The 17,810-nt window shown below is 47.1% G+C and carries 15 protein-coding genes; 3 read left to right on the top strand and 12 right to left on the bottom strand.

Going from position 1 to position 17,810, the window contains the following annotated elements; translation table 11 throughout:
* Nucleotide 1: 1 nt before the first annotated feature.
* Together RA156_RS14120 and RA156_RS14115 are read left to right on the top strand one after the other, a co-directional pair.
* Nucleotides 2–607, top strand: a complete 606-nt coding sequence (locus RA156_RS14120) for a heavy-metal-associated domain-containing protein (protein ID WP_306640992.1) — start codon at nt 2–4, stop codon at nt 605–607.
* Entirely contained in the window at nt 588–2,876 is a 2,289-nt protein-coding gene (locus RA156_RS14115) for a TonB-dependent receptor (protein ID WP_306640991.1), read from the top strand. Before RA156_RS14120 ends, RA156_RS14115 begins: the two co-directional genes overlap by 20 nt.
* A gap of 49 nt (nt 2,877–2,925) precedes the next feature.
* Here RA156_RS14115 and RA156_RS14110 read toward each other — a convergent pair whose 3' ends face one another.
* The 5 genes from RA156_RS14110 to RA156_RS14090 are packed head-to-tail and all read right to left on the bottom strand — an operon-like array spanning nt 2,926 to nt 8,998.
* Nucleotides 2,926–3,312, bottom strand: a complete 387-nt coding sequence (locus tag RA156_RS14110; RefSeq protein ID WP_306640990.1) for a hypothetical protein — start codon at nt 3,310–3,312, stop codon at nt 2,926–2,928.
* Between the two features lie 40 nt (nt 3,313–3,352).
* A complete protein-coding gene (locus RA156_RS14105; RefSeq protein WP_306640989.1) occupies nt 3,353–4,036 on the bottom strand; it encodes a helix-turn-helix transcriptional regulator in 684 nt (227 codons plus the stop codon).
* Between the two features lie 23 nt (nt 4,037–4,059).
* Nucleotides 4,060–4,863: a T9SS type A sorting domain-containing protein gene (locus tag RA156_RS14100; protein ID WP_306640988.1), complete on the bottom strand. Its 804-nt coding sequence runs from the start codon at nt 4,861–4,863 to the stop codon at nt 4,060–4,062.
* Nucleotides 4,864–4,910: 47 nt separating this feature from the next.
* Nucleotides 4,911–5,978, bottom strand: a complete 1,068-nt coding sequence (locus RA156_RS14095) for a PA0069 family radical SAM protein (RefSeq protein WP_306640987.1) — start codon at nt 5,976–5,978, stop codon at nt 4,911–4,913.
* Complete coding sequence (locus tag RA156_RS14090) at nt 5,978–8,998, bottom strand: DNA polymerase III subunit alpha (RefSeq protein ID WP_306640986.1); 3,021 nt, start codon at nt 8,996–8,998, stop codon at nt 5,978–5,980. Before RA156_RS14090 ends, RA156_RS14095 begins: the two co-directional genes overlap by 1 nt.
* 129 nt (nt 8,999–9,127) lie before the next feature.
* Between RA156_RS14090 and RA156_RS14085 the strand changes: the two genes are divergently transcribed.
* Nucleotides 9,128–9,493 carry a four helix bundle protein gene (locus tag RA156_RS14085; protein ID WP_306640985.1) on the top strand — a complete coding sequence of 122 codons (366 nt, stop codon included), beginning with the start codon at nt 9,128–9,130 and terminating at the stop codon, nt 9,491–9,493.
* 25 nt (nt 9,494–9,518) lie between these two features.
* Here the strand turns inward: RA156_RS14085 and RA156_RS14080 are convergent, their stop codons facing one another.
* The 7 genes from RA156_RS14080 to RA156_RS14050 form a co-directional block, all read right to left on the bottom strand.
* Nucleotides 9,519–10,328, bottom strand: a complete 810-nt coding sequence (locus tag RA156_RS14080; RefSeq protein ID WP_306640984.1) for an SOS response-associated peptidase — start codon at nt 10,326–10,328, stop codon at nt 9,519–9,521.
* A 76-nt stretch (nt 10,329–10,404) separates the two neighbouring features.
* The gene (locus tag RA156_RS14075; RefSeq protein ID WP_306640983.1) at nt 10,405–10,551 is read right to left on the bottom strand and encodes a hypothetical protein; all 147 of its coding nucleotides are present in this window, start codon (nt 10,549–10,551) and stop codon (nt 10,405–10,407) included.
* Nucleotides 10,552–10,701: 150 nt separating this feature from the next.
* Complete coding sequence (gene dinB / locus RA156_RS14070; RefSeq protein WP_306640982.1) at nt 10,702–11,916, bottom strand: DNA polymerase IV; 1,215 nt, start codon at nt 11,914–11,916, stop codon at nt 10,702–10,704.
* Nucleotides 11,917–12,780: 864 nt separating this feature from the next.
* Nucleotides 12,781–13,065: a hypothetical protein gene (locus tag RA156_RS14065; protein WP_306640981.1), complete on the bottom strand. Its 285-nt coding sequence runs from the start codon at nt 13,063–13,065 to the stop codon at nt 12,781–12,783.
* 52 nt (nt 13,066–13,117) lie between these two features.
* Complete coding sequence (locus tag RA156_RS14060; protein ID WP_306640979.1) at nt 13,118–16,108, bottom strand: ligand-binding sensor domain-containing protein; 2,991 nt, start codon at nt 16,106–16,108, stop codon at nt 13,118–13,120.
* Nucleotides 16,105–16,866: a LytR/AlgR family response regulator transcription factor gene (locus RA156_RS14055; RefSeq protein WP_306640978.1), complete on the bottom strand. Its 762-nt coding sequence runs from the start codon at nt 16,864–16,866 to the stop codon at nt 16,105–16,107. Before RA156_RS14055 ends, RA156_RS14060 begins: the two co-directional genes overlap by 4 nt.
* 93 nt (nt 16,867–16,959) lie before the next feature.
* Nucleotides 16,960–17,739: a LytR/AlgR family response regulator transcription factor gene (locus RA156_RS14050; protein ID WP_306640976.1), complete on the bottom strand. Its 780-nt coding sequence runs from the start codon at nt 17,737–17,739 to the stop codon at nt 16,960–16,962.
* Nucleotides 17,740–17,810 lie beyond the last annotated feature (71 nt).

The raw sequence follows: 17,810 nt of genomic DNA, 5'->3' as shown, positions 1-17,810 counted from the left end.
CATGAAATTCATTCTTAATCTTACGGCAGTCCTCTTTTTTGGACTCATTATTCAAACGGCTACAGGCCAAGTTGTTACCGAGAAATTCTGGGTAGGTGGTGTATGTGAAATGTGCAAAGAGCGCATTGAAACTGCCCTTGACACGAAAGGTGTGAAAATGGCGGAATACGACCTCCATACCAACACGCTTGAAGTTACTTACGCATCAACTAAGATCTCTTCAGATCAAATCCATAAACTGCTCAACGCGAAGGGGCATGATACCTCTAAGTCAAAAGCATCAGACGAATCTTATGAAAAGGTTCATGGCTGTTGCAAGTACCGCGAAGCAGAAAAGTCTAGCTGTTCTCCTGGATGCACGGATACAAAATGTGCGGATAAGAAGTCATGTTCCGACAAAAACTGTAAGGACAAAGACTGCAAAGACAAGAAGTCATGTTCCGACAAAAACTGTAAGGACAAAGACTGCAAAGACAAGAAGTCATGTTCCGACAAAAACTGTAAGGACAAAGACTGTAAAGACAAGAAGTGTAAAAAAGAAGACGATCACGACCACGATCACGACCACGATCACGATCACGACCACGATGAAGACGACGATCATTAAGCCACTCGGGCTGGTCCTTGCCTTTTCCTTCTTATTCCTGAGCGATTCCGCGTTAGCGCAGAAAAACTACCCCAAATTCGTCAAAGGGAAGGTAACGACCCCATGCCCCTCCGGAGATGGTGGATTAGACCCATTACCTGGGGCGAATGTCTATTGGAAGGGAACACAGGTAGGCGAGATGACGGATGCCTTCGGCTTCTTCAAGATTCGCACAGATCAAGCTACCGACACGCTGGTATTCTCTTTTGTAGGCTACACCACCGGATATGTCTTGTACGAAGGTCAAGACTATTTAGAGGTGACGCTGGCTGCGGGAGAGTTGATTGACGCAGCCGAAGTTGTGAGTGATGGCGGGAGCACCCGAATGGAGATGCTCGACCCACGTGTTGCTCAAACCATTGACCGACGTGAGTTAACTAAAGCAGCCTGCTGCAACTTGAGTGAGAGTTTTGAAACTAACGCCAGTGTTGACGCTTCGTTCACCGACGCTGTTACCGGAACTCGTCAGATCAAGATGCTAGGTCTAGATGGCAAGTACGTTGAAATGACCAAAGACAATCTACCTGCCATTCGCGGCTTGGCGACCATCTTTGGACTGTATAATGTTCCGGGTCCTTGGGTAGATCAGATCCATATTTCGAAAGGGGTAGGGTCAGTGACCAGTGGATATGAGAGTATGACTGGACAGATCAATGTTGCGCTGAAGAATCCGGTGAATGCGGAACGTGTGTATCTGAACCTCTATGGGAATCAAGGGGGCAGAGGTGAAATCAATTTTCACTCGCGCCACAATGTGGGCAGAAAGTGGGGTACAATCCTCATGTATCACACGATGTATAACAACCGAGAAATCGACAATAATAAAGACGGTTTCATGGATAATCCACTCAAAGAACACGCTGTGCTTCGCAACCAATGGATGTATGCAGGTGATCGTGGGTTGGAAGGACAATACACTGTAACTGGTGTATTGAGCAACATCTATGGTGGTCAGATGAGTGATTTAGCATCAGATGATACCAACGTCAACAACCTTTGGAGATCGTCGATCAAATCGAAGCAATTTCAAGCCTCTGCCAAAACAGGATATGTGTTTCCTGGTCAAAGCTGGAAGAGCTTTGGTTCACAGTTCTCAGGAGAGTACTACGAACAGAACTCGAACTTTGGAGAACGCACCTACCGCGGAGTGCAACGCTACTTTAGAGGAAACGTGCTTTACAGTTCGATCATTGGGAATACCAATCACAAGTTCACCACGGGTGTCAGTTATATCTACGATAGCTATGATGAAGACCTCGATAGCTTGAACTACGTTCGAACAGAGCAGGTTCCAGGTGCGTTCTTTGAGTATACCTGGTCAAATATTGAGCGTTTTACCCTCGTGGCTGGGATGCGAGTTGACGACAACAACCTTTACGGGTTGTTCTGGACGCCTCGAATGCATTTCCGCTACAGTTTAACCGAGAACACTTCGATTAAAATGGTGGGTGGACGAGGCTATCGAACTGCCAATGTGATCATGGAGAACATGGGCCAATTGGCGAGTAATCGTCGATGGGTGTTCGAAAGCCAAGCAAATCTTCCAGGTTTCGGGCTTCGTCCTGAAGTAGCTTGGAACTACGGAGTGAACTTCTTGCACAGATTCAGATTGGCATATCGCGATGCGACCCTCTCGCTTGATTTCTATCGTACAGATTTTGAAGACCAAGTGATTACCGACTTAGAGAATGCTCGCGAGGTGCGCTTTTACAATTTGGAAGGCAGTAGTTTCTCAAACAGTGCGCAAGCAGAGTTCAGCTGGTCTCCGATACGAAGAGTTGATGTGCGTGTGGCGTATCGTTGGCTAGAGGTGAAGGCTGACTTTAAGCAAGGTCGAGTTGATCTGCCGTTGGTGTCGACACATCGTGCGTTCACCAACATTGGATACGAGACTAAGAAGAATGACAAAGAAGCACAGTGGAAATTTGACGCTACGTTCCAATGGATCGGTGATCAACGTATTCCAAGCACGGCTTTGAACGATGAGGAATTCCAATTGGAAGAACGGAGCGATGACTACTTCTTGTTGAATGCGCAAGTGACGCGCGTTTTCTCAAAGTCATTTGAGGTGTATGTTGGTGGAGAGAACCTACTCAACTTCCAACAACCCAATGCGATTCTGTCTGCGGAAGATCCGAACAGTGAATTCTTTGATGCTTCACTTGTTTGGGGGCCGGTATTCGGTTCCATGGTATACGGCGGCTTGCGTTGGATGCCTTGGAGTGAATGAAACTAAAAAGGCCACCTGAATGGGTGGCCTTTTTCTACCAAGTGCGAGGTTATTTCTCAAACTGATTGAAGATCTCAAAGTGATCGAACATCATTTGTGTTTGATCTACGGTGGCAAATACTTCTCCTAGTTCGGGGGTAGATTCCGCTTTTTTTGATGCCGCTTGTGCGGAAGCAAGATCAGTCCAATACACTACATCGCAGAATTTACCAGAAGGAGAATAGGCGGTAGTTCTGGAGATAAATCCAGGTTGTTGACCAACAAAATTGTTGAGTCGTTGCATTAGTTCTTTTGCGGTGTCAGGAGCGACTCCATCCACAGATTTCCAAGTAACGAGTTCTACTACGGTTGCTTTGTCCATTTCATTGTTTGTTGTGCCTGCAGCGATGCATCCGATCGCCACAAGAGCGGTTAAACCAATCCAAATAAATTTCATGGTTCAAAGCTACCGGGGGGGAGTGACAGCCCTATGTCAACTAGTGTTGCAAACTTTCGAAATAAGTGTCTAGTCGGAAGTCTTCGTCGTCATGAAACGGATTGATAGTGTGCATTTGAAGCAGGATACGATCCAGGCGAAACTCGCGGTATTCGTTTCTGAGATGACACCAGGCTACCGTAATCCATGCGTTGTTGGCGAAGTAGACGGCCATCGGGGAGACCTCACGTTCTGTGAGCTCGTCTTTGTAGGCCGAGTGGTACTTGATCTTCAAGCGAATCTTCCGTGCGATAGCGCGCTGAATCTCAGCCAACCAAGAACTTGAATGTACAGGGCCTTGTACGAAACCTCCTAACCGGTCTTCCATCAGTTCGGCGTCGTCTTTCTGATATTCCTTCAAGACTGATTTTATCTTCATCATCAGCGAATTGAAGTTCTTCGTCAACGACGCATCCCCTTGTTTCTGGATGAACTGTTGGGAAATAAGGAGCGCATGCGCTTCTTCCTCTGTTAAAGCAATTGGAGGAAGATTAAAACCCTCAACGATGTAGTAACCTAATCCATTTTCAGAGCCAATCGGAACCCCAGCTTCTTGTATCGTTTTCAAGTCTCGATAAACTGTTCGTAAGCTGACATCGAAACGATCTGCGATCTCTTGTGCTGTGATAACTCGTTTGCTTTGAAGCTGGGTGATGATGGCGGTTATCCGAGTAAGACGATTCACATTACAGTACTTAGGGAAAAGATTTACTGAACAATAATTGACGTTACCTGAGAGCCATTCCCCTGTCCAATCACCACTTGATATTGACCTGGAAGTAATGAACTGATTTCCACCATTCGAGCGGTCTGTCCGGTGAAAACTAGCTTGCCTCGAATATCCCGAATTTCTACACTCGTTTGTTTCGACAAACCATCGATAATTAAGTAATCATGTGCTGGATTGGGATAAACAGAGACGAAAGGGTTAACCGATTCGCTCACTGAAATAGCATCATCGAACCCCATCGCGTCAACAGAGATCCATGTTTCAGGACTTCCCTCTAAGAAGATTTCACCATAACCCGCTTGTACATAAACGCGAACATCGGTGATTACCGGTTCAATCTGATCGAGGGTCATGGTTACTTCTTGCCATTCTTCAATGCTCTCTCCAGTGGCCCATTGGGTGATGTATACTGGCAATCCGTTGTTCGAGAAAATGAGCTGGACTTTGACGGAGTCTTGTCCTTCAATGTGGCATTTCACAGCGAAATTGAAGGTGGGAGGTATGGCATCACACGGCACCACCTGAGAAGCTAATCCAGGTGCAGCTTCAAAGAAGTTAAATGGGTATACCTGCATGGCAACTTCACCTTCGTAGGCTGAAGAGTCAGGAAAAGTATTCTCGAATAGTTGACTGTTCATCACTTCCCAGTCTACCGGATTGAAGTTCCAGACACCAACTTCCCAGTCTTCGAAACCGGCATTGGAAAATTCTGGGTATTGAGCAGAGGAGGAGAATGCGACCAAGACGAAGATCGCCGAGAGTAGCGTGTTGAGTTTAAGCATCGTTGAGGTGTTTTTATAAAGATGCGAAGTCTGGGTAGAATAGTTGCCTAGAATAATCGCATTTGGTCAGAGGGGATTTCGAATTGACTCAAGTCTAAAGCGGATGGAGGTGGAGCATGAAGGTATTGTTTCCGCGCTAGCGAGACCATCGCCTTCACTTGTTCCGCAATTCTGCCTTCACCGCGCATTCGATCTCCAAAATCACTGGCATTCAGGGTGCCACTGTGCGTTTCGCGTATCTGGTTGAGCACCTTGTTGGCGCGATCAGGAAAAGCTTCCCAAACCCAGTCTTCGAAGATGTCGCTGATTTGACCATTCAATCTGACCAGAATGTAGTTGACACTGTAAGCCCCACGTTGACCTACTTCCTTGACAAGGTTAAAGACTTCATGATTATTCAACCCTGGGATGATTGGAGCCATGTTCACATTCACAGAGATTCCTGCCTTAGTCAGTATTTCAAGCGCTTTCAGACGCTGCTTGATCGTTGATGTTCTCGGCTCCATGGCACGTCTTAGGTCTTCGTCGAGAGTGGTAATTGATAGGGTCAGTCTGAGTAGATTCAGCGCGTTGAGCTCTTTGAGAATGTCGAGATCCCGAAGGATGAGGGCATTCTTAGTGATCAGTCCTACTGGGTTTTTGTATTTCAGGAATGTTTGGAGGAGCTGCCGCGTGATCTTGAACTTCCTTTCTGCTGGTTGGTAGCAATCGGTGTTACCACTCAGTGCTACCAATTCCGGTTGGTATCCTCTGCGTTCAAACCACTTCTCTAACATCTTTGGTGCCTTGGGTTTGTAGAGAATGGTTCGCTCGAAATCTTTACCTGCGCTATAACCCCAGTATTCATGACTATTTCGGGCGTAGCAATAAACGCACCCGTGTTCGCATCCTTGGTAAGGGTTGATTGACCACGTGAAGGGTACATCAGGACTATTATTCTTGGTCACAATGGTCTTAGGGAAGACTTCAATGTAGCGCGTCCTAGTGTCTTCAAACTCTTCGCCTTCAAGGGCGCAGTGCTCCAGGTAGTCATCCAACACCTCATATTCATGTTGAAAGAACCGGTTGTGTGGGTTGGTGGTGGAACCGCGTTGTGCTCTGTGTTTTTTCATCATTATCCCCAGCGGCTTGATCGTTGACGGTCTTGTTTTTGTTGGATGAGGCGTTTTTCAAAGGCCTTTGATTCGGCATACCTCGGGTCTTCGATGACGGAGCATTTTTCCATGTAATTCGCCTCTACAGAATAGCAGCCAAACTCTTCAATCACCTTTCCTCTGACGATATATATTCCGCGACCGCGGAAGGGGTATTTATCAGCAATGTCAGGGAAGTGCACCGTGTCAAGCCAGTCGCCATTGCGATCAGTGAATGTGCCGAAGAACATGCGCTGTTTTTTAGCGGTGCTTGTGAGCTTAGCAGTGGTCAAGTACCCAGCTACGGACACTATTTTCCCGTTGTGTTTTTCTAGGTCACGCGCGTCTACAGTGTCTTCGATGAGGTCATTCAATAGCTCAAAGGGATCACATAGGGGAAAGCCGAAGAGTTCCATCTGGTCAAAGGCATCTTCATACGGCGCTGTGTAGAGTTCCGGGAGACTATAGGAACGTGGCGACGAACGAAAGAGGGTTTTCACGGGATTCTTTTTGGGGATATGTCCGAGCAACAAATGGGCGTTCCACAGCAGTTCTTTTTTGTCTTTACGCGTGAACCGGAAGGCGTTGCATCGAATCAAGAGGCTAAGCTGCTCAATGGAAACGGGTACTCGATCAACAAACTCCTCCATGGTGCTAAACGGACCATTTTCCTTCCGGTCAATCAAAAAGCGTTCAATGGTTTTGTGCTCGAGACTCTTCACCAATCCAAACCCTAAAACAATGATCTTCCCAAAGATCACGGAGACGGCTTGTCCGCGATTGACGCAAGGTTCTTGTATTTCTGCGCCATGCATGCGTGCCTCGTGAATGTAAAGTTCGGTGCGATAGAAACCGCCAAAGTTGTTGATGGTGGCGACCATGTATTCGAGGGGGTAGTAGGCTTTCAAAAAGAGACTCTGATAACTTTCTACTGCGTAGGAAGCGGAGTGTCCTTTAGCGAAGGCATAGCCGGCAAAGCTTTCGATTTGACGCCAAATTTCCGCAGAGACATCATCAGGATGTCCTTTCTCACGACAATTGGAGAAGAACTTCTGCTTGGCTTTATCGAATTCCGCGCGTGAGCGAAACTTACCTGACATCCCTCTACGCAAGACATCGGCCTCTCCCAATGTCAAACCAGCGAAGTAGTGTGCCACCTTAATGACATCTTCTTGGTAAACCATGATGCCGTAGGTTTCAGGCATAATATCAAGCATGACCGGATGAGCTTCTTCGCGTTTCTCTGGGTGCCGGGTACGAAGGATATACTCACGCATCATCCCACTACGCGCTACTCCCGGACGAATCACTGAACTCGCAGCCACCAGCCCGAGGTAGTCATCCACAAGGAGCTTGCGCATCAACATGCGCATTGCTGGAGACTCGACATAGAAGCAGCCGATGGCATTGGCAGTTCGAAGGAGTTCTTTGATGCGTTCATCTTCCTTGAACCGCTTCATGTCGTGAATGTCAATGGGCGGCACTTCGGGTTGGTTGTAGCGAACGATGTCAAGTGTTTCCTTGATCTTCCCTAGGCCTCGCTGAGAGAGGATGTCGAATTTATATAGGCCCGCATCTTCAGCAATCACCATGTCGAACTGCGTGGTTGGGTACCCTTTGGGCGGGAGGAAGGTGGCTACGTAGTTCCGAACATCATGTTCTGTGATTAAGATCCCGGCAGCGTGAATGCTAATGCTATTTGGAAAGCCATGAATCCGCTCACTATATCGAATGACGAGTCGTGAAAGTTCATCTAATTCTTGCATGCGCAACCCACCGGCAGCGAGGCGGTCAATCTCATGCTTGGGAAGTCCGAATACCTTACCAAGTTCACGAACGACAGCTCGGTATTGGAAGGTGTTATAGGCACCTAGGAGGGCGACATTGTCAAAGCGATTAAAGATGTATCTGGTGATGTCTTCACGGTCAGTCCATGAGAAATCGATGTCGAAATCTGGTGGGTTTTGTCGGTAGAGGTTAATGAATCGCTCAAAGTAGAGATCGAGTTCGATGGGGTCTACATCTGTGATTCGCAGCAAATAGGCCACCACACTATTGGCCCCACTACCTCGTCCGACATAAAAGTACCCCTTGCTTCGCGCGTAGCTTGTGATGTCCCAATTAATCAAGAAATAAGAGGTGAATTTCTTCTCTGAGATGATCTCCAGTTCTTTCTCTAATCGACTCAGAATTTGCTCACTTGGTTCAGGGTATCGGTAGTGCAAACCTTCCGCGCAGAGCTTGCGAATCAAGGCTTCGTCTTCGTCATGATCACCAGTGTAGGTGCTTTGGTTTTTATGTGGTTTATCGGTTCCGAACTCAAAGTCAAAACAACATTCCGCGATCAGCGAATCAAAACGCTGCAGCAATTCGGGGTAATCCGCATAGGCCGCCTCCACGATCTCGCGAGGATGGTAACGGTCTTCTAAGGATGCCTCTTGCACCTTCGGAAGCTTACTCAGCAAGGTGTTATTATCGATAGCGCGCAGTAGGCGATGCGTATTGAAATCGCGCTTGTTCCGAAAGCTCATCGTAGGCAATGCCAAGGTTTTATCAGGCTGCAGGTAGTCAGGCTTTTCGGAAGCCGTCAAGGCAATGTGATAGCGCGTCAGGTCGCGAATTTCAAGTTGAATGAATTCATTCTCTTTTAACTCTATTCGCTGTTCGCGGAATGGGTAAACGACGTAACAGTTCGGCAATTCTGGCGCTCGGTCAGGGAACTCTTTCTTCTCCATCAAATACTCAGACAGGTGCATGTTGATCTCTCTAAACCCCTCATTGTTTCGGGCGATAGCCAAGTACTTACGCGTAGCACCATTGCGGAAGTCAACTCCCAACACTGCCTTCATCTCTGTTTGCTGCGCCATCCGCACAAAATCAAGACTTGAAGAGGTGTTGTTGACATCACTCAACAAGGCATAAGAGAACCCACCCTCGAGGTAATGCGAGAGAACTTCTTCAGGAGAGAGAATGCCGTAGCGGAGGGAGTAGTGGGAGTGCATTTTAATTGATAAATAATGAATCGTGAATACTGAATGTGGGGTAGCAACTGACGCAGGTAAAGTTTTGGGGGCCGGCTGTAAAATGGTTGTTGATGCTGTGGCTTTTTGGGTTTAATTCACTCAAAAAAAATGTCTTGGGTAAATGAGTTAGAAGAGCGGATGATCACTTTTTCGGCAGACGTCTGCACGGAAATGAATCGATACGAAGAGAATTATGCGGTCGTGAACCTGGGGAGGCAATTAATGCGCTCTGCGACTTCCGTTACACTGAATTTTGCCGAGGCACGAGCCGCAGAATCGAGTAAAGACTTCATACACAAGTTGAAACTCGCATTGAAAGAGCTGAATGAGACGAAGGTAGGACTGAAATTGATCGCTAAAATCGATCCCGCAAGAGGTCAGCGTCTTGAGACGATACTTGCTGAAGCAGGTGAACTCACGGGGATTCTATTAGTGAGTATCCAAACAGCGAAGAAGAACTCTTTGAAGCAGTGATTGATTAATCATTAATCACGATTCATTATTTATTATTCTCTTTTCGCTCTCTACTTCTGGATTCGCCCATTCCAAACAACTTCACCTCCTCATAAATCTCATACTCGTACTCCTTGTAGATGCGTTCTCCGACGGGTTTGATCAAGTCCATGCCGTTGGCGCGGGGGTTCTTGATGGCGGGGTCAATCGGGTAGGCATTCATGAGGGAAGCGTCGTATGGGTCAAGCATGGCGGTCACTTCGCTGAGTGGGAGTTCGGTGTCGAGCCAAGCGCGTTCTTGTTCTGGCCTGAGTACGACTGGTGAGCGGTGGTGTCCGACACGTTGGAGGAGATCATTTGAAACGGTGGTGATCACGGCGAAGGATTTGATGACTTCTCCGGTTTGTTGATTCACCCATTCATCCCAAATACCGGCCATCGCGAACGGACGAACCTTGTCTTTCAGGTAGACGACAAAGGGTTTGCTGAGCTTTTCCTTTTTGGGCCCTTCAATAAAGGCGTCTGCAACAACAAGGCAGCGCTTTGAGCGAATCGACTTGCGGAACATGGGTTTATTAATGATCCCTCGCATTCCCGTGTAAGCGGGATTGTCTTCCTTGTTGTGGTCTCCTTCGGCGCGGGCATTGATCATATAGAATTGCTTCTGCGCCCAGAAGGGAGTAAATCCAAACTGGAAGAATTGGAGCTCACCAGGAGCTTCATTGGTAATCACCGGTGCTTTTTCACCGTGCGACACATTCGTATTGGGCGTAAACAATCCTGGGTTAGGAGTACTTACGTTAAATCGTTTTTCGATGGCTTTGATCGAAGAAACTGTGATGTATCGTCCACACATGGGGGTTGGTTTGAGAGGGCATTAATTAAACAATAGAACAATCAAACATGCCAACCATGAATCAATGGAAATAGGGTCAAGCTGTTTTTTTGTTCTTCGCGGTCCGAATACTTGCAATGAAGATCGCGATTAATTCGCTGGTTTCGTCACGCATTTCTTTAGTGAGGTCAACAATCTTTGAAGCATAGATGACCAGTCGTTCGTCAAGCTTTTGGTAAGTCATGGTGGAATAGTTTTAGTCTGCTCAAGGTATATCGTATTCATTCGCTTTAACATCGTCATCGTTTTCATTTTATATCTGATTTAGGGCACGCATGCGTGCCCTTAACTGATTAATATTTTCCACGCACCACGCACCACGCACCACGCACCACTACTGCCTCCTATTCGCCAGCAAAAGCGGCGGTTCTCCATTGAATGGATTGGTTCTTCCAATGGTTCGGGCGTGTAGTCCGGCGGCGGTAACGATGGCTCGATCTCCATACCGGAGGCGCATTTTGTCCATGGCTTGGTAGAGGCGGATACGTTCTTCGGTGTCTTCGAAGAGATTGATCTGGTAGCCGCCGCCAACGAGGTGGCTGTAACGAACACCGATCAATCTTACGAGGAGACGGCGGTTGTAGAGACGTTCAAAGAGCTCTAGAATCCGTGGGACAAGAATGTGGTCTGCGGCGGTGTAGGGGATGCGTGTTTGCAGACTGTAGGTATTAAAGTCTGAATAGCGCACCTTCACTGTGACGCAGGAAGTGAGTTTGCTTCCACGACGAAGCTGAAATGCTAAGTTCTCAGCCATGGCAAGGAGAATACCTCGTAGCTTAGCGGTGTCGGTGGTGTCTTTATCGAAGGTGCGTTCAGTAGAGATCGACTTTCGTTCAGAGTAGGGGATTACCGGACTCCGATCATCGCCCCGAGCTTTTTTCCAGATCATGACGCCGTTCTTTCCGAGCACATTTTCCATCAAATCTGGGGGCATTTCCTGGATGGTACGGATGACCCTTACACCGAGATTGCGCAGCGTTTGGTAGGTCTTTTCACCCACCATCGGAATCTTCTTTACCGATAAGGGGGCCAGGAAGGGCTGTTCCGTTCCTCGTTGAATGTGCAGTTCGTTATTCGGCTTCGCTTCACCGGTAGCCACTTTGGCCACGGTTTTACTGGTTGAAAGTCCGAAAGAGATCGGCAATCCCGTTTCGCGAATGATGCGTTGTCTGAGCTCATGGGCAAACTTCACGCAACCGAAGAAACGGTCCATTCCAGTAAGGTCAGTGTAGAACTCATCGATGGAAGTCTTTTCAAAGATAGGCACGTCTTCACGGATGATTTCGGTAACCATATCTGAATACTTCAGGTAGTTTCCCGAGTTCCCTCGGATAACGATGGCTTCTGGGCAGAGTTCTTTAGCCATGCGCATGGGCATTCCTGAGTGCACACCAAAGGTGCGCGCTTCATAGCTACAGGATGCCACAACGCCACGGTCACTAGTACCTCCGATAAGAATCGGACGTTGATTGAGACGGCTGTCGGAGAGACGCTCGACAGAAACAAAAAAGGTGTCGAGGTCTAGGTGCATGATGGATCGCTCCTCCATACAAGAGAATTTTGGTGGTAAAACGTCTAGGTAATTTGCTGACAGATGCTCATCTAATCAGCAATGCTAAAATAATAAGAATGTGCATAAAGTTAGCAAGGGTGTGAAAAAGAATTTTTCAACGAGCGACAAGAGACGAGGGTCTAGAATCGACAATCAATAACCGAGAACCGATAACTAAGGATCAACAACCGATCAGTACTAACGCCTATAGCCTAACGCCTTCAGAAAAACCACGAAGCATGGAATAATGATTAATAATTAATGAATAATGAATAGACGGGTCGAGGGTTGAATTCAGTATTCACGATTCATTATTTATTCTTCTTTCCGTCCACCGTCCACCGTGAAGGACCAAGTTCCCATCATCCACAAAGCAGAGGCCAACGCCTACAAAGTTGTGCTGAGTTAAACGTTTAAAATGCTTGAAATCAGATGGTTTGAGTATACATTGTGCCCGCGTCTGGGGGTGGGTGGGCCCGCGGGAGCGGCGGGCTCAAGGTGGGTGGTGGATTTTTAACTTCTCTGAAAAGCTAACTGTGACTACAATCGATAATCAATAACTGAGAACCGATAACCAAGGACTAAGAACCAATAACCAATAACTAGGGACTAAGAACCAACCACACCATCCGCCTTAGGCGGACTGACCCCATGTTAAATCTCAATCAGTAAGGACGCATATATGCGCCCCTAACGCCTAGAGAAAACCACTTCTTCCAACCACGAGCTAATCACGCATATATGCGTCCTCTTCAACACCACGAACCAACAACTAACGCCTATAGCCCAACGCCTAAAGCCTAAAAAAGAAGGCATAAAAAAAGCCGCTCACAGCGGCTTTCCTTAGTTTATTTCAGATTATCAGTTCGCGCGATTGAGTGATTGCTCTTCGTCATCCTCCTCATCGTCGTCATCATCGTTAACCGTATCAGGATCGTCGTCTGGACGATCTTCACCTGAACGATTTTGATTCTTGTCGATACCAGTGTAAACTACATCTTCTTCTTCGCCACCGCCATATGCAGCGCGGTCTTGAGCCTCAACAGCGGCTTCAACCGGCTCGATCACCTCGTACTTCTGACAGCCAGTTACGGCCACCATAATTACGGCGATCAGCAGGACAAATATGTAATTCAATTTCACCATGGTATTCTATGGGTATTAACAAATATACGTAGAGAACGTGGAAAAACCAAGATTAGTTGGCGTAAAAGTCTTGAAAATCAACGGGAAGTATCAGTTCTACCCGCGTTCCACTGGTCTCTTTTCCTTTGTTTTTCAGCTCATACGGACCGATCAACTTTACGTCTTTACGAGTCATTTTGCGTAAAAGTTCGATACGACCAGTCGTAATATTCATCCCCTGGGAGATGTGATCATCGCCACGATCGGCCTTGGCGGCACGACTTGTATCAATGCCGATACCATCGTCTGTAATGACAAAAGCCACTTCATCGGTACCTTTCATGTAGATGTCAACCTCGATGTAGCCACATTCTTCCTTAGGGAGGATGCCATGCCAAATGCTGTTCTCCAAGAATGGCTGCAACAGCATGGAAGGAACCTTGATCGATTCTTGATCCACTTCATCGTCAACGTGGATCTCAAATTCAAACTTGTCTTTGAAGCGCATATGCTCCAAGCCTAAGTACAGCTCCAATCGCTCAATCTCTTCGCGCAGACTGGTGAAATTCACTTGAGAACTGTCTAGGTTCTTTCGAATCAGCTTGGCGAAGCTGCTCAAGTATTTATTCGCCGCCAATCGGTCTTGACGGTTGATGTAATACTGAATCGAATTCAAGGCATTGAAGATGAAATGGCGATTCATGCTCGAATTCAACGTCTGTTGCTCCAAAGAAAGCATCTTCGACTTGTACTCGAGTTTCTCCTTCTCCATCTTCTCGATGAAGGCTTGCTTACGACGATGATAAATGAAGTATACAATGCCTGAAATGGCCAATACCTCGAGGGCAATGAACCACCAACTAAGCCAGAATGGAGGTGATATACTGAAGCTAAATGAAGCCGTTTCGCCAGGGTTTCCATATTGGTCAATGGCGCGCACCTTAAAAGTGTAATCATCGAACGGCAGACTCGAATAAGTCGCAAAATCTGTTTCGGTCACACCTTCCCAATCCTCCTCTATGCCCTCAAGCATGTATTGGTACTTGACACCTTCCGGTTGTGACAGAGCCAAGGCATCAAAAAAGAAAGAGAAGTGGTCATCGTTATGCGGCACCTCCAACGCTGCTGGCCAGTCTCCGTAGGTGCTAATTTCTTGTTCATACCCACTCCAATTGGCCTTCTCCAAGTTGATGCGGATATCTGAAATGGCAATCGCTGGTGGGGTGGCCCGTGAACGGTTCAGTACAAACTCTCGATCAACCACCGTAAGCGCCTGACTGGTTCCAATCCATACGCGATCATCGCTGACATGAATGGCATTTTGATTCGTCTCGAGGAAACTAATTCCATCGTGTTTGCCAAGTCGACTCCATTGGTATTCACCACCTTCAAAAAGACCAAGGAACACACCGTCATTGGTTCCAAGCCATGCGTGCTGATCTTTGTCGAAACGAATAAAGTTGACGTGGTTAGCACCGAATCCGCCTTTCAGTTTGATGGGCTTAATCTCGCCATCGGCGGAAATCGTGCAGAGCCCACTTTCAGTTCCTACCCAAATCGTTCCACGCTCATCTTGAGCAATACAATAGGTAGAGTTGTCTGGAAGTCCGGTTGACTCATCAAATACAGTGATTTCTGTGTCATTCCAACGGAAAACACCGGCGTTACTAGCCATCCAGAGATCGTTACCCATTCGAACGATGCCTCTGATCTTTTTACGTGGTACGCCTTCAATCATTTCAAATTTTCCACTAGCGTGGGAATGGCGAACGAGTCCACGGGCGGTTCCTACCCATAGCACACCTTCTTCTTCCAACAAACTCAAAATTTGCTTGTGAGGAAGACCGTCTTCCTTGGTGAAAGTGCGTTGGATATCGCCATTTTCATAGAGACTCAAGCCTCCAGATGTGCCGAACCAGTACTGTCCGTCTCGCCCTTTTGAAGCGCTCCAAACACGAGAGCTTTTGAGGCCTGTTCCAATACCAAAATTGATCACCGAATCTTCCATGATATGTGAAAGGCCGTTGTCATAGGTTCCCACCCAATAACCGTTCGATTCGTCTGGAAGGATGGTCATCACAATGTCGCCTGCAATGAGGTCATCGCTGTTGAAGTGCATTACCTGATCTCCGATAAACTTTAACAGACCACTTCCGTTACTTCCAAGCCAAACGTTTCCGTCTTTGTCGCAGAGAATCCCGCGGATGTCGGAATTTGGGAGGCCATTGAATTCGCTGAAGGCAGCTACATCAACGACTTCTCCATTTTCATTTACGTACAACCGAGAGAATCCATCGCGAGATTTTAGCCAGAACTCACCTTCTTGACCAGGTGTGATTCCAGAAATATTCTCACTGATCAAACCATCGTTCGGACCAATAAAACGAAGTCCATTGGGAGTTCGATGCACTACCCCTTGTCCTACAGTGGCAATCAACAAGCCGCCCTTACCATCAGGGTAAGCGTCCATAATAGTGGCACCAATGCTATCGCTGGTGAGGATGATTTTTGAGATGCCGCCTTTTCCCTCCCAGTGAATGCGGTCTTTGTAGATGGTGTAGAAGTTGACACCAACACCCATATCAGTGACAGTGCGTTTAGCGTGACCTTCTTCGATGAATCGATGCCATTGTCCTTTTTCAAACGTAATGGCACCATCTTCGGTAGAGATGAAGAGTTTGCCATTGTCTTCTCGGATGTGGTTCACTTGAGCATCCTCCATGCCTTCTGGGAAGCGGTGTGTTTCGAATGACTCTCCATTGAAAAGGCTGATGCCTCCAACCGATCCAAACACCATCAGGCTATCACGAAATTCCGCGATAGCGTTGACCTGATTGCCAAGCAAACCGTCTTGACGTGAGAAGTTTCTGAAGCCATCGCCATCAAAACGACTAACGCCTCCAAGGGTGCCAATCCAGAGGTAGCCAAGATGGTCTTGATGAAAACAACGTACCTGCGATTGCGCCAGGCCATCATTGGTACTCCATTCGATGAAAGGCAGGGTTTGACCGTTTCCGCCAATGGCGAAAAGAGAAATAAAGATTAGAAATAGCAGCTTTTTCATCCAGCGTTTACACGTTCAAGGAATACCTGCAACTTACGACGTGCAATTGGAATTTCATTGTCGTTAGAGAGGATCACGAAGCCGCCTTCTTGGCGAGAATATTCTTTAAGGTGATGGGCGATATTCACAATGTAACTGCGGTGCAGACGGAAGAAGATGCGTTTGCTCAAACGTTCTTCAAAGTACTTGATCGTTTTACTGCTCAAGATGCTTCGTCCATCAGATAAATGAACCACCGTGTATTGATCTTGGGCTTCAAGATGGGTGATATCTTTTGAATTGAGAAAGCTCACTCCTTCGGAATGCACGATAGGTGTGCGGTCTTCATCAAGTACTTCTGTAATCTTTTCCGCGATAGCGTCAACATTAACCTCAGAAGCAGAACGCCCATTGACAATTTGACGAACGCGTTCAACAGCTGCTTGAAGCTCTTCAATGTTGATTGGCTTTTCGAGGTATTGCGCGGCGTTCTCCTTGTAAGCGCGAAGAGCGTGCTCACCATGGGCGGTCGTGAAGATGACTTCAAAGTCACGATCGTTGAACATGTTCAGGAAGCCGAAGCCATCTTTGGCTGGCATCATGACATCAAGGAAAACGAGGTCTGGATCCAGTGCTTCAACAAGCGCTTTCCCTTCGCGAGCGTCAGGAGCGGTGCCCATAATCTGAATTCCTTCACAGAAATCCGTTACCATCATTTTCAGGTTATCGCGAGCGTTTTGCTCGTCGTCGATGATAATTGCACGCAGTATCTCCTTCATAATTGCCGTCTTAGTAAAAGGAAGATAAGAGGAACGAGCCGTAATTGAGGGAGCAAACTAATAAACGGTAGCGTTCAGTAAACAAACGGTAAATCAGAGTGACTTCACACGCGTCAGGAAATCAGACAGTCGGGCACGTGCGACTGGAACCTGCGAACCATCGGAGAGAACCGCAATATGTCCATCCGTTTTCAAGTACTCGCGGAGTTCTTGAATGTTGATTATGTGCGACTTATGAACTCTGCAGAAAATGGCCGGATCCAACATGTCGTCATAGATTTTCATGTTCCGACTATCATAGAAAGAAGCACCATCTTTAAAGTAAAGGGTGGTGTAGGTACCATCGGCTTCTAGGCGAACAATCTCATCATCATTGACGATTCGGAATCCTTTCTGGTGATGAAGGGTGATTTTTTTCGGACGTTGGTTGGCCTTCAATGTTTCTGTGAGCGCCTTGAGACTTTCCAAATAAGCAGGCTGACTCGAAGGTTCCGTAACGAAGGTGTGCTGGTATTCAATCAACTTCTCAACGGCACTTCGAAGATCTTCGATATCAACAGGCTTGAGCACGTAGTGAATGGCGTTCGCGTTGAAGGCTTGCACCGCGTAGTCCTTAAATGCAGTCACAAAGACCACCTGGAAGTTCAGGTTAGGTGCCTTTTCTAGGAAGTCGAACCCTTCGCTACCGCTGGGCATTCGGATATCAAGGAAGACAACATCCGGTTCGAATTCTTGAAGCTTGTCTAGGGCATCGTTCACACCAGAAGCATCGGCCACCACCTTAATTTCAGGACAGAAATCATCAATCAGCATGCGCAGATTTTCTCTGGCATGGAACTCATCGTCTACTATTAATGCCCTCAGTTTGTCCATTTGCTTGTTCAAGTATAAGGCCTTCGCGGCAAGAGGTCAAAAAGTGTAACCTAAACTCTGCATTCCGCGTA

Origin of the sequence: Sanyastnella coralliicola, assembly GCF_030845195.1 — a bacterium.
Taxonomy (GTDB): domain Bacteria; phylum Bacteroidota; class Bacteroidia; order Flavobacteriales_D; family Sanyastnellaceae; genus Sanyastnella; species Sanyastnella coralliicola.
The sequence above is the reverse complement of the archived record's forward strand: the minus strand, read 5'-3'. Positions and strand labels throughout refer to the sequence as shown.

Coding starts and splice junctions, on each gene's coding strand:
- RA156_RS14120 (WP_306640992.1), top strand. CDS start 2: ATGAAATTCATTCTTAATCTTACGGCAGTCCTCTTTTTTGGACTCATT.
- RA156_RS14115 (WP_306640991.1), top strand. CDS start 588: ATGAAGACGACGATCATTAAGCCACTCGGGCTGGTCCTTGCCTTTTCC.
- RA156_RS14110 (WP_306640990.1), bottom strand. CDS start 3,312: ATGAAATTTATTTGGATTGGTTTAACCGCTCTTGTGGCGATCGGATGC.
- RA156_RS14100 (WP_306640988.1), bottom strand. CDS start 4,863: ATGCTTAAACTCAACACGCTACTCTCGGCGATCTTCGTCTTGGTCGCA.
- RA156_RS14095 (WP_306640987.1), bottom strand. CDS start 5,978: ATGATGAAAAAACACAGAGCACAACGCGGTTCCACCACCAACCCACAC.
- RA156_RS14090 (WP_306640986.1), bottom strand. CDS start 8,998: ATGCACTCCCACTACTCCCTCCGCTACGGCATTCTCTCTCCTGAAGAA.
- RA156_RS14085 (WP_306640985.1), top strand. CDS start 9,128: ATGTCTTGGGTAAATGAGTTAGAAGAGCGGATGATCACTTTTTCGGCA.
- RA156_RS14080 (WP_306640984.1), bottom strand. CDS start 10,328: ATGTGTGGACGATACATCACAGTTTCTTCGATCAAAGCCATCGAAAAA.
- RA156_RS14075 (WP_306640983.1), bottom strand. CDS start 10,551: ATGACTTACCAAAAGCTTGACGAACGACTGGTCATCTATGCTTCAAAG.
- dinB (WP_306640982.1), bottom strand. CDS start 11,916: ATGGAGGAGCGATCCATCATGCACCTAGACCTCGACACCTTTTTTGTT.
- RA156_RS14065 (WP_306640981.1), bottom strand. CDS start 13,065: ATGGTGAAATTGAATTACATATTTGTCCTGCTGATCGCCGTAATTATG.
- RA156_RS14060 (WP_306640979.1), bottom strand. CDS start 16,108: ATGAAAAAGCTGCTATTTCTAATCTTTATTTCTCTTTTCGCCATTGGC.
- RA156_RS14055 (WP_306640978.1), bottom strand. CDS start 16,866: ATGAAGGAGATACTGCGTGCAATTATCATCGACGACGAGCAAAACGCT.
- RA156_RS14050 (WP_306640976.1), bottom strand. CDS start 17,739: ATGGACAAACTGAGGGCATTAATAGTAGACGATGAGTTCCATGCCAGA.